The organism is Mycobacterium innocens (assembly GCF_900566055.1).
GTDB classification, from domain to species: domain Bacteria; phylum Actinomycetota; class Actinomycetes; order Mycobacteriales; family Mycobacteriaceae; genus Mycobacterium; species Mycobacterium innocens.
Genome location: NZ_UPHQ01000044.1, coordinates 1 through 11,945 on the forward strand (window position 1 = coordinate 1; position 11,945 = coordinate 11,945).

The 11,945-nt window shown below is 66.0% G+C and carries 7 protein-coding genes and 5 pseudogenes; 8 read left to right on the plus strand and 4 right to left on the minus strand.

Annotation, left to right across the window (positions count from 1 at the left end):
• The 3 genes and pseudogenes from EET03_RS31200 to EET03_RS05235 form a co-directional block, all read right to left on the minus strand.
• Window positions 1-707, minus strand: a pseudogene (locus tag EET03_RS31200) (hypothetical protein); the annotation flags it as partial.
• Window positions 708-739: 32 nt separating this feature from the next.
• A pseudogene (locus EET03_RS32920) lies at window positions 740-1,195 on the minus strand (PPE domain-containing protein); the annotation flags it as partial.
• Between the two features lie 13 nt (window positions 1,196-1,208).
• On the minus strand, window positions 1,209-1,508 hold the full coding sequence (locus EET03_RS05235) for a PE family protein (protein ID WP_136625648.1): 300 nt from the start codon (window positions 1,506-1,508) through the stop codon (window positions 1,209-1,211).
• Window positions 1,509-1,687: 179 nt separating this feature from the next.
• Here EET03_RS05235 and EET03_RS05240 point away from each other — a divergent pair.
• The 3 genes and pseudogenes from EET03_RS05240 to EET03_RS05250 all read left to right on the plus strand — a co-directional run.
• A pseudogene (locus tag EET03_RS05240) lies at window positions 1,688-1,888 on the plus strand (hypothetical protein); the annotation flags it as partial.
• A 361-nt stretch (window positions 1,889-2,249) separates the two neighbouring features.
• A complete protein-coding gene (locus tag EET03_RS05245) occupies window positions 2,250-3,104 on the plus strand; it encodes an RluA family pseudouridine synthase (protein ID WP_075541890.1) in 855 nt (284 codons plus the stop codon).
• The gene (locus EET03_RS05250; protein ID WP_075541889.1) at window positions 3,101-6,025 is read left to right on the plus strand and encodes a sulfatase-like hydrolase/transferase; all 2,925 of its coding nucleotides are present in this window, start codon (window positions 3,101-3,103) and stop codon (window positions 6,023-6,025) included. Before EET03_RS05245 ends, EET03_RS05250 begins: the two co-directional genes overlap by 4 nt.
• A 30-nt stretch (window positions 6,026-6,055) precedes the next feature.
• Here the strand turns inward: EET03_RS05250 and EET03_RS05255 are convergent, their stop codons facing one another.
• On the minus strand, window positions 6,056-6,412 hold the full coding sequence (locus EET03_RS05255; RefSeq protein WP_075541888.1) for a DUF732 domain-containing protein: 357 nt from the start codon (window positions 6,410-6,412) through the stop codon (window positions 6,056-6,058).
• A 468-nt stretch (window positions 6,413-6,880) separates the two neighbouring features.
• Between EET03_RS05255 and pstS the strand changes: the two are divergent.
• From pstS to EET03_RS05280, 5 genes and pseudogenes are all read left to right on the plus strand, one after another.
• A pseudogene (pstS, locus tag EET03_RS05260) lies at window positions 6,881-7,941 on the plus strand (phosphate ABC transporter substrate-binding protein PstS).
• A 134-nt stretch (window positions 7,942-8,075) separates the two neighbouring features.
• A pseudogene (locus tag EET03_RS05265) lies at window positions 8,076-9,241 on the plus strand (PPE family protein).
• A 237-nt stretch (window positions 9,242-9,478) separates the two neighbouring features.
• A complete protein-coding gene (locus EET03_RS05270; RefSeq protein ID WP_075542723.1) occupies window positions 9,479-10,285 on the plus strand; it encodes an MBL fold metallo-hydrolase in 807 nt (268 codons plus the stop codon).
• 51 nt (window positions 10,286-10,336) lie between these two features.
• The gene (locus EET03_RS05275) at window positions 10,337-11,254 is read left to right on the plus strand and encodes a CE1 family esterase (RefSeq protein WP_075542716.1); all 918 of its coding nucleotides are present in this window, start codon (window positions 10,337-10,339) and stop codon (window positions 11,252-11,254) included.
• Window positions 11,255-11,474: 220 nt separating this feature from the next.
• A partial coding sequence (locus EET03_RS05280) for a PE family protein (RefSeq protein WP_136625649.1) occupies window positions 11,475-11,945 on the plus strand: 471 nt, incomplete at its 3' end.

Below are 11,945 nucleotides of genomic sequence, written 5' to 3' on the forward strand. Positions count from 1 at the left end.
CCCCCACTACCCGCTCCCCAACCGGATGCGCCGGGGTCGAGCAGCGGCGGCTGGGGAGCCAAAGACAGGCCGCCGGGTTGTGGTGGCTGCGGGTGGACGTAGGCCAGCGGCTGCATCGGCGCTGTCAAGCTGGGGGTGGTGACCGGGCCGCCCAGCGCGGCCGCGTTGAGCATGCCCGCGGGTGCGCTGCTGCCGGCCCGCTCGACCGGAGGTGGGGCAAAACCGTCGCCGGTGGGCCGAACGTAGCTGGTGAAACCGGCACCCGGATAACCGCTGACCACACCAGGCCCCGGCTCCGATCCAGGCGGGGTCAAGGCGCCGGCGCGGCTCTGCAGCGCCTCGGCGAGCTGCGCTGAGGCCGGCCCCTCACCGGCAGGGGGAGCGCCGGTGGGGGCGCCAACTACCCCGGCCGGTGAGATCCTGGCGAACATCCCCACCGCAGCCTGCGGCGCCGGATGCACTGTCTGAGCCGCGGTTGGGGTGCCCGCCACTGAGGCCGCCTTCGGGGCGGCCGACGGCACAGCATCTCCCAGCGCGGCCACTGCTGGGGTGAGCACCGCGTGGGCGGCTTGCTCGCTGGCGCGCAGGGTTGGCCCGGCCGCGCTGATCGCCCCGGCTTCGCCCAACCCCACCGCCGCAGCCGCCAGTGATGCTCCGGGCACCGCCGGCGGAAACGGCACCATGATCGCTGCGGCGGCAGCGCGCAACGCCGCCCCATAGGCCGTCCCGCAGCCGCGTTATGCGGCCACATCTGCCCGTAATACTCGACGTTCAACGCCACGATCTTTGGGGTCAACGCCCCCCACACCAGCGGGTTGAGCTGTTGCGCGGCGGCCTCATCCACCCGATTAACCCTCGCCTCCTCGGCGGTGACCATCGACGCCACCGCGCTCTGATGAGCACCCGCCGCCGCCACCACCTGGGCCGCCTTGTCCACCAACGCCGCCGCCAACAACTCATGCTGAGCATCCAGCGCACCATGAGCCACCGCCGAAGCCGCCGCTCCCGCCCCGCGCCAACCGGTGCCATAGGTGGCCGCCCCACTGACCCCCGAGGCCGCCACCACCGCTTGCACCTGCGCCGCCTGCGCGCTCAACGTGTCGGCATAAGCCAACGTCGATGCCGGACCACACCCCCAGGCCAACGCCGCATAGTTGGCCTCCGGCGAGAACGCCGACCAGGGATGGCCCACCACAATCCCCTAATCCCTACCGGGCCAGGGCCGCCGCTCGCATCGCCTCACTAGCCACCGTGATCCCGGCCGCCACCGACTGCGCATCAGAAAACACCCCCCGCGCCGCGGCATGCTCAGCAGCGGTGCTCACATACGCTGCTCGCATCGCGGCCAGCGCAGCAGCGAACGCCGCCGAATCAGCATCCACACCCATCGGCACCACCCCCACCAACATCGGCGCCCCCGCGGCAACCCCAGCACCCTGCTGCGCCGCCAACCCCGCCTGGGCTAGCGCCGAAACCCCCACCACCGCCGGCTCCATCGCAAACACCATCACCCACCGCCTCCGACTCACTGCCCGCAGACAAACGTCAGCCGATCCTAAACCGCACCCGCCAACCCCGCAGCACACCACGAACCCCGCGCCAGCCAAGCCCCGAGGCCGGACAAAACCGGCTACGCCCGGAGCCGGCAAGCCAAAAGAATTTGAGGGTAAATTGGCGACTTGCCCCAAACCTGGTGCTGGTCTGCCCTTACCATCGCCGGCTGCACCATCGTGGTGTGCTGACCATCATCGGAACCGCTGATGCTTTCGTCGTCACCGACCACGCCGACCGGCTACTCAGCCCGAAAGCGCTGGCACGCCCACCAACTCAAGTTCCGCCCGCGGTGGCGACCTGTCCAGGACCTACCGGCGAGCGCGTCCACTGGTAGTGATATGAACCCTTCCAACTCCAACTTCAACCCCAACCACCACCAACACCCAACCAGCGTTAGCTACCCCGGAGCCGGTCACCAACGGCACCATATCGAAACCCAAACACCTTGGGGTATCAAGAAACTCGTTCGCACAACCCGGCCACCTACGCGTCGCGGACACCGCAGCCGACAACCAACCGCCACCCACCCGGGACCTCAAGACGCCGCAACCCCTGATCAACACCCGCGGCAACAGTGCACACGAAGGATGACACGCGTGAACTTCGGCAAGTCGCGACCTCGACGTACCAGGCGGTCTCAGTCGATCGGGTTGGTTAGCGCTACCGGAGCGCTTCGGGTTCTATAGTCTGCGAGCGTGCTTGCCGTTCGTGACGCGCTGGGGCCCGCGCGGGTGCGGCTGCGGGGCGGGTCGGTGCTGGCCGAGCTGACTCACCGGTTCGGTGCGCCGGCTCGGGCAAAGCTGCTGGCCGGGGAAATCCGCGACCGCGACGGCGCGGTGGTGGATAGCGATACGGTGCTGCCGCCCAATTCCTTCGTCTACCTGCATCGCGACCTGCCCGACGAAGTGCCCGTGCCCTTTGAAATGCCGGTGCTGTATCAGGACGACGACATCGTCGTCGTCGACAAACCGCACTTCTTGGCGACCATGCCGCGCGGCCGCCACGTCACCCAGACTGCGCTGGTGCGGCTGCGCTGTGAACTCGGGTTACCCGAGTTGAGCCCCGCGCATCGGCTGGACCGGCTCACCGCCGGGGTGCTGCTGTTCACCACCCGGCGCGAGTTGCGTGGCCGCTATCAGACGCTGTTCGCACGCGGTGCGGTGCACAAGACCTACCTGGCCCGGGCCGCGGTCAACCCCGCGGTGGTGCTGCCGCGCGTGGTCCGCAACCGCATCGTCAAGCGTCGCGGTCAGCTGCAGGCGGTTTGCGAACCCGGCGAGCCGAATGCGGAGACGCTGGTCGAGCTGATCTCACCGCACGGTCTGTACCGGCTGACGCCGCGTACCGGACGCACCCACCAGCTGCGGGTGCACATGGCGTCACTGGGACTGCCGATCACCGGAGAAACCCTGTACCCCAAGGTGCTCCAGGAAGTTGACGATGACTTCAGCTCGCCGCTGCAGCTGCTGGCGAGGCGCATCGAGTTCGACGATCCGCTCACCGGCTCGCGCCGTGAGTTCATCAGCCGCCGAGAGGGAATCTGGTCATGAGTGAAGACAACGCACTGGTCATCGTCGCCGGGTATCAGGACATTGATTCGGCCCGGCACGATTTCGAGAACCTCACCGGCCGGGCCAACGCCAAGACGCTCCCGCTGCAGGGCGCGGTGCTGATCGGCAAGGACGACGAGGGCAATCCGGTGTTGCTCGACACCGGGAATCGTCTCGGTCGCCGCGGCGCCAAGTGGGGCGCGGGGGTCGGCTTGGCGGTGGGCTTGTTCTCGCCGGCGCTGCTGGCCGCTGGGCTGGTTGGAGGGGCGGTGGGCGCCGCGACCGGAGCATTGGCCGGCACCTTCGCCCACCATCGGATCAAGAGTGGGCTGGCCGACAAGATCGGGCAAGCGCTGTCGGCCGGCAGTGCCGTGATCATCGTCGTGACACCGGCGCCGGGCCGGCTGCAGGTGGAGCAGACCTTGGCCGGTTCGCCGATGAAATCGGTTGCAGAGCTGAGTCATTCGACATTACGAAGCCTGGGCGCGGCATTGCAGGAAGCCATGGGCAAGTTCAATCCCGACCGGACGAAGCTGCCTATACCGCAGCGCAGCTTCGGCGGCACGATCGGGCGCACCATGGCGGAGTCCGTCGGTGACTGGACGATAGTCCCCGGCCCGAGCGCGCCGGACAATGCGCCCAATGTGCTGATCGTGCTGATCGACGACGCCGGGTTCGGCGGACCGGACACCTTCGGCGGCGGCATCCGGACCCCCACACTGTCGCGGGTGGCGCAAAACGGGTTGGTCTACAACCGTTTTCATGTCACCGCGGTGTGCTCGCCGACCCGCTCAGCGCTGCTGACCGGGCGCAACCACCACCGGGTGGGCTTTGGATCGGTGTGCGAATTCCCCGGTCCGTTCCCGGGTTATTCGACGGTCAAGCCGCGCAGCTGCGCCGCGCTGCCCCGGATCCTGCGCGACAACGGTTATGTGACCGCGGCGTTCGGCAAGTGGCATCTGACCCCCGACAACGTCCAGGGCGCGTCCGGGCCGTTCGACAATTGGCCGCTGGGTTGGGGTTTCGACCATTTCTGGGGTTTCCCCAGCGGCGCCGCGGGCCAGTACGACCCGATCATCACCCAGGACAATTCGGTTATCGGCATACCCGAGGGACAACACGACAAGCCCTACTTCTTCCCCGACGACCTCACCGACAAGGCCGTCGAATGGTTGCACACGGTACGGGCCCAGAACGCCACCAAGCCGTGGCTGCTGTACTACTCGACCGGCGCCACGCACGCACCGCACCACGTGTTCAAGGAGTGGGCCGACAAGTACCGCGGGCAATTCGACGAGGGCTGGGATGTGTACCGGCAGAAGACGTTTGAACGGCAGAAACAGCTGGGGATCATTCCCCCGGACACTGAACTGACCGAGCGGCCCGACCTGTTCCCGGCGTGGGACAGCCTGTCGGACACCCAAAAGAAGCTCTACGCCCGGCAGATGGAGGTGTTCGCCGGGTTCTCCGAAAATGCTGACTGGAACGTCGGCCGGCTGCTGGATGCCATCGAGGATCTCGGCGAGGCCGACAACACGCTGGTCTTCTACATCTGGGGCGACAACGGTGCCAGCATGGAGGGCACCAACACCGGCTCGTTCAACGAGATGACGTTTCTCAACGGCCTAGATCTCGACGCCGATCAGCAGCTGGCGCTCATCGAGCAATACGGCGGCATCGAAGCTCTCGGCGACGAGTTCACCGCACCGCATTTCGCGAGTGGCTGGGCGCACGCCAACAACACGCCGTTCCAATGGGGTAAGCAGATGGCCAGCCACCTCGGTGGCACCCGCGATCCGATGGTGGTCGCCTGGCCGGCCCGGATCCGGCCCGACGGCCAGGTTCGCGGCCACTTCACCCACTGTATCGACATCGCGCCAACTGTGTTGGCGGCCATCGGTTTACCGGAGCCGACCAGTGTCGACGGTTTCGAGCAGGAGCCGATGGACGGAACGAGTTTCCTGCACACCTTCGACCCGAGCACAGGGCCGGAGGCTGAAGAGCGCCACACCGTGCAGTACTTCGAAAACTTCGGCAGCCGAGCCATTTACCGGGACGGCTGGTGGGCGTGCGCTCGGCTGGACCGGGTGCCGTGGGACCTGTCGCCGCAGACGATGCAGCGCTTCGCGCCCGGGAATTACGACCCGGACCAGGACATCTGGGAGCTGTACTACCTGCCCGACGACTTCTCCCAAGCCAACAACCTGGCGGCCGAGCATCCGGACAAGCTGGCCGAACTACAGCAGCTGTGGTGGCAGGAAGCCGAACGCAACCGGGTGCTGCCGTTGTTGGGCGGGCTGGCCGTGATGTTCGGTGATTTGCCGCCACTGCCCACCACCACCCGCTTCGCCTTCCAGGGAGACGTACAGAACATCCAGCGCGGCATGGTCCCGCGCATCTTCGGTCGCTCCTACGCGATCGAGGGACGGCTGCACATCCCCGACAGCGGGGCGCAGGGCGTGATCGTCGCCAACGCCGACTTCATGGGCGGGTTCGCGCTCTGGGTCGACGAGCAGCAGCGGCTGCATCACACCTACTCCTTCCTCGGCGTCGAGACCTATCGGCAGGTATCGACGGAGCCGTTGCCCACCGGCGACGTCACGGCGCGGATGCTGTTCGAAACCGACCAGCCCATGGTGGGTTCCGGCGGCAAGGTGACGCTGTGGGCCGACGACCGATTGATCGGCGAGGGTCGGCTGCCCCAAACGGTGAGTCTGTCGTTTACGTCCTACGCCGGGATGGACGTCGGCCGCGACAACGGGCTGGTGGTCGACCGCGACTACGAAGACAAGGCGCCGTACGCGTTCACCGGAACCGTCACAGAGGTGATCTTCGACCTCAAGCCCGTGCATCCCGAAGCCGAGAAGGCGTTGCACGAGCACGCCTCGGTACAAGCCGTCGGTCAGGGCGCGGCGGGCTGACCCGGGCAGGACTAGCGACAAAGCGCCGAGTCAGGTCGACGAGTGGTGATGTCTGGGGCAGTAGGCGGCGACGCTCAGGCCCACGAAATACCCCGCGCGATAGCCGTCCAGGTTGCCGTCTTTGGCCAGGTCATTGGCGATGTCGGCCTTATGCCGTCCGAGATCGAGTTCGTCGCAAACCTGATGGCCGGCCAAAATAGCGGCCTGCGGTGACGCGAAGTTGATGCCCTTGGCCTTCACTGCATTGAGGAATGCGCCATCGACCCCGTCGGCTTGGGCCGTCGGGATCGCCACTACCGCCAGACCAAGCAGTCCGGTGATCACGGCAAGGCCGACCGATCGTGATCTTCGGGCGGTTCTGCGCGAGCGCAACAGGCTGGTCGCCATCGCTGGAAACCTCCCCGCTGACCAATCTGACGCTTGCCACGCCCCCGCATCGCGATCACTAACTAAACGCCGTGATCGGACCTGCGAACTGCTCGCGCCGGCCGGCCCCTTAGCCGGAGTTGCGATGGTCTGACCCGGCCCTCGTCGGTCCAACAGCCGCAGCCATTGTTGTTCAATTGTCGGTAAAGCGTGAGCAAAGCCTCACCATCGGTAATGGCGCTGGCATGGCGCAACCGTATACCGGGTGGAAACTGTCGGTGAAATCGTGAATCAAACTGTCCCCGGCTATCTTTGGGCACGACAAAATCGTGACCGATATGGTTACCATGCCTCATGGCTGCGGGGAAGACGGCAGTTTGGCGGACCGCAGTTTGGCCGGCAACGTATGTCTCTTTTGTGCCATCCGAATCAGTCTCGCCGAGGGGCAACCGATTCTGGATCACATTGGGCAGCCTCGTCTTTGCCGTGATGTTGACGGCATGTGACGGCCACGGCAGCGCCTTCGGAACGGGCGCGGCAACAGTAACGCCGTCGGGGAAAGTCGATTGCGGCGGTAAGCCGACGCTGAAGGCAAGTGGCTCTACCGCTCAGGAATACGCAATGGTGCGATTTGCCAAGGAATTCGAACGCGCCTGTCCAGGGCAGTCCGTGACTTACACGCCCAACGGTTCCGGTGCCGGCATTAGCGAGTTCACGGGCAATCAAACCGATTTCGGAAGCTCCGATTCACCACTGAACAAGGACGAGTATGCCAGCGCGCAGCGGCGGTGTGGCTCGCCCGCGTGGAACTTGCCGGTCGTGTTCGGGCCCATCGCGATCGCCTACCGCGTCAACGGCCGGCCGTCGTTGGCCCTCGACGGTTCGACCGCGGCCAGGATCTTCAACGGCGGCATCGTGACCTGGAACGATCCTGCGATCCAGGCGCTGAACCCCGGCGTCACCCTGCCAGATGAACCAATTCGTGTCGTGTTCCGCAGCGACGAGTCCGGCACCACCGACAACTTCCAGAGATACCTCGATACCGCTTCACATGGCGCATGGGGCGGGGGTGCGGGGAAGAAGTTCTACGGCGGCGTCGGCGAGGGCGTCAAAGGCAACGACGGTGCTGCTGCGGCGGTCGGTCGCACCGAAGGATCGATCACCTACGTCGAATGGTCGTTCGCGCAAACACAACACCTGGACATGGCCGAGATCATCACGTCGGCCGGTCCGGATCCGGTGGCGATCAGCGCAGGCTCGGTGGGCAAAACGATTTCGGCTGCCTGGTTCATCGGGGAAGGCAACGACCTCGCATTCGACACCATCTCGTTCTACCGGCCGAACCGGCCCGGCTCCTACCCGATCGTGCTGACGACATACGAGATCGTGTGCTCGAAGTGTCCCGATGCCCAGGTCGGTATCGCCGTAAGGGCGTTTTTTTGCAGAGTGTGATCGATGCCGGCCAGCGTGGTCTGCAGGACAGCGGATATGTCCCCGTCCCCGACGAGTTCAAGACCCGACTGTTGACCGCGGTCAGGGCCGTCTCGTGATCGGTGGTCCTTCCTGCCGGCGGGGGGAACGCGGGCCTGCGCCCAGAACGGCGACCCTCAACCGACCAGCGATTTCCCGCCTTGACCAGTGCAATGTCGCATCCAATCACCCCGCTTAGCCAATGTGAGATGTCATGGATTTCATAAGCCTGCCGCCCGAGTTCAGCTCGGCGCTAATCCATTCGGGACCTGGCCCGCAGTCACTGCTCGAGGCCTGCGACGCGTGGCAGCGGCTCGGCGCCGATGTGGAAGAGTCTGCCGGCGCGTATGCCCCGGTGCTGTCTGCGCTGACCGGCTCCTGGCAGGGCCCATCCTCGCGGGCGATGATCGAGGCCGTCGGCCCATACCTCGCCTGGCTGCGTGTCACCGCACAGCAGTGCCGGCAGCTGGGCTCCTCGGCCCAGGTTGCCGCGGCAGCATTCGACTCCGCGCTATCGGCGATGGTTCATCCCTCCGAGGTCAGCGCCAACCGGATCCAGCTGGCAAAACTGTTGGCCACCAACGGATTCGGTAGAAACCTCGCGGCAATCGCCGATACCGAGACCCAGTACCACACCATGTGGGTGAATAATGCGGCGGCCATGTACCGGTATGCGGCCACCGCGGCGCAAACTCTGGTGCTACCCCAGTTCGTTTCGCCGCCAGCCATCGCGGCCCCCGGGGGAGTGGCTGCTCAAGCCACGCTGGTAACAGCCGCTGCGGCGCCAGCCGCCGCGGCACCCGCCGCCGCTGCGGCGCCAGCCGCCGCTGCCTCTCCGGTAGATGTCGTTTTGCAGGCGTTTGGTGTCACCCTCGACCCCAACAGTGGCTGGTTCGGGCTGGCGAATACTTATGCCAACCAGTTCATTTCGTCCGGGTTTCCCATCAACCTGCTCAGCTACCTGGCGCAAAACACGTCAGCCCAGGCACTGCAGTCGGTGGCACCCGACATCGCCGAGGGCCTATCGGAGGGCGAATCGGCGCTGGGAATGTCGGCGGCTAGTTTTTCCAGCGCGGCCAGAGCCCTGCAGCGGAAGCACCCGCGGCAGCGTTGGGCGTCGGGGTGTCGATGGGCAACTTGACCGCGCCGCCCGCGGTGGTCGGGCTGTTGACCGCTTCCCACACGCCTGAGCAGCTGGCCTCGGCGGTGTCGCCTCTGCCCGCTGGGGATTCCGGATTCCCGATGCTCCCGCCGCTGATGCCGCCGCCGATTTCGGCGGGCAGTGGTTGGCGTAAGAGGAAGCAACCAAAGTACGAGGACCTCGAATACGGTTTGGAGCTCAAGGGCACCGTGATGCCGCGACCGCCGTCGGCGGGCTGATCGGACCGTATCACCGGTAATACTTCGAAACGGTCGGCATGGGCCGCCGTCGCAAAGCCCGGCAAACTGGACGATGTCGACGCGCACCGAGGCCCAGTCGAGCAGCGATGCACACGCGTGGGCTGCAGGTCATGCGGGGACCCGCTGTCGGGCGGGGCTTTCGGCTGCTTGAACGGCCTTGAACGGCGGCCAGTGGGGTAGTCGGCGGCTATGGGATCTGGGAAGGCATTGGACGCCGTGGCAATCACCGTCACGTTCGTCGGCAACGCCACCACGTTGATCGCCGCTGGTGGCCTGACCGTGCTGACCGATCCGAACTTTCTGCATCGGGGACAGCACGCCTACCTCGGCTACGGGCTGGTGTCCAAGCGGCTGCGGGAGCCGGCGTTGAGCATCGATCAACTGCCGCCTATCGACGCCATTGTGCTGTCGCACATGCACGGCGATCACTGGGACCGGGTGGCGCAACGGGGCCTCGATCACGAACTGCCCGTCGTCACCACTCCGCACGCCGCCAAACGGCTACGTCGTCGTGGCTTCCGGCACGCATTCGGCCTGCCCACCTGGCAGCAGCACACGATCAGCAACGCCGGAGTCAGGCTGACCATGACGTCACTGCCCGGCCGGCACGCGCCGCTGGGAATTCATCGGCTGCTGCCGCCGGTCATGGGCACCATGCTCGAATTCACATCCGTCGACGGTTTGATGCCGCGCCGGCTGTATGTCTCCGGCGACACCTTGCTCGTCGAGGAGCTCAACGAGATTCCCCGTCGTTTCGATTCGATTGATCTCGGCGTGCTGCACCTGGGCGGGACCCGGCTGCCGGCCGGCCGCCGGTTGCCCTTCGGCCTGACCGTGACCATGGACGGACGCCAGGGCGCGGGATTGGTGCAGCTGATCGAGCTGCCGAAGCTGATCCCCATCCACTTCGACGACTACGGTGTCTTCGCGTCGCCCCTGGCCGACTTCGTCCGCGAGATGAGGCACCGTGGTCTGGCCGACCGAATCATCGAGTTGGAGCGCGGCGCCTCGGTGACCGTGTGAATTCCCGAGGTCGCCGACCGTAACGCGGCGGCGGTCGGTAACTTGGTTGTCATGCCGTGGGCGCGATGGTTCTTGTCGCTCGTTCTCGTGGGATGCCTGGCCGGCTGCGGAGAACAGCACGTGTCGGCGGCACGTTCTCGAGATCAGGCCGGAACATTACAGTTCGGCGGCCTGAAGCGGACCTATATCGTGCATTCGCCGCCGGGCCCGCCGGTGGGACTGGTGCTCAACCTGCACGGGGGTGGTGGCACCGGCGCCGGACAGCAGAGTATTTCAGCCTTCGACTCCGTTGCCGACGCCAACAACCTGCTGGTGGTCTATCCCGACGGCTATGACAAGAGCTGGGCCGACGGACGGGGAGCCTCGCCGGCGGACCGCCGCCATCTCGACGACGTCGGCTTTCTGGTCGCGCTGGTGGGCAAGCTGCAAAGCGAGTTTTCGGTTCCCGCCGGCCACGTCTTTGCCACCGGAATGTCCAACGGAGGATTCATGTCCAACCGGTTGGCGTGCGACCGCGCCGATGTGTTCGCCGCGATCGCGCCGATCGCCGGCACGCTGGGCGTGGGTGTGGCCTGCAATCCGTCGCGGCCGGTCTCGGTGATGGAAGCGCACGGCACCGCCGATCCGATGGTGCCGTTCAACGGTGGGAAAGTGCGCGGCCGCGGCGGTCCCAGCCAAGCCATCTCGGCTGCCACCATGGTCGACCGCTGGCGCGCGGTCGACGGATGTCAGGGCGATCCCACGATGGACGAACTGCCCAACGTCGGCGATGGAACGGTGGTACGCCGTTATGACTCGCGGTCATGTGTGGCCGGGACCGAAGTGATCTTCTATCGAATCGACAACGGCGGGCACACCTGGCCCGGCGGCAAGCAATATCTGCCCAAGACGATCGTCGGCGCCACCACGCGCGCCTTTGACGGGTCACAAGCCATTGTGCAGTTCTTTATGTCGCACGGCCGGGCCTAAGGGGATGCGTTTTCGCGCACGTCGTTGAAGAACCGCGGCGTATGAACTTGGATTTTACTGCGGCACAACCCAACACGATCCGGCGACGCCTGCGAGGACTTCAGCGGTAGCGCCACTCCAGCCGCCGCGAAATGGTACTCGGAAAAGTGCCGGAATCGTGCAATTATGAGCACCACCACATCTTCCGATGGTCAACACGTTGCCGGGTTGGAGGGCCACAATGTCGTATCTCATCGCCGCACCGGACATGTTGACGACAGCAGCCGCGGATGCGGCGGGCATCGCCTCCTCGGTGCGGGCCGCGAACCTGGCCGCGTTGGCGCCGACCAGCACGCTGATGGCTGCTGCTGCTGACGAGGTATCGGCGGCGATTGCCTCGCTGTTTTCCGGCCACGCCCAGGCATACCAGGCGCTCAGCGCGCAGGCGGTGGCGTTTCATGAGCAATTTGTGCAGGCATTGAGTGCCGCCAGCGGGGCATATGCGGCCGCGGAGGCGGCCAATGTCAACCCGTTGCAGCCCCTCGTTAACGACATCTTCGGTGTGATCAATGCGCCCACGAACTTCCTCTTGGGGCGTCCATTGATCGGCGACGGGGTTGACGCCATGCCCGGCACCGGACAACCCGGTGGGGCCGGCGGGATCCTGTGGGGCAACGGTGGCGCGGGTGGGTCGGGTCCGGTGGGCCAGCGG

Coding starts and splice junctions, on each gene's coding strand:
- EET03_RS05235 (WP_136625648.1), bottom strand. CDS start 1,508: ATGGTGTTTGCGATGGAGCCGGCGGTGGTGGGGGTTTCGGCGCTAGCC.
- EET03_RS05250 (WP_075541889.1), top strand. CDS start 3,101: ATGAGTGAAGACAACGCACTGGTCATCGTCGCCGGGTATCAGGACATT.
- EET03_RS05255 (WP_075541888.1), bottom strand. CDS start 6,412: ATGGCGACCAGCCTGTTGCGCTCGCGCAGAACCGCCCGAAGATCACGA.
- EET03_RS05275 (WP_075542716.1), top strand. CDS start 10,337: ATGCCGTGGGCGCGATGGTTCTTGTCGCTCGTTCTCGTGGGATGCCTG.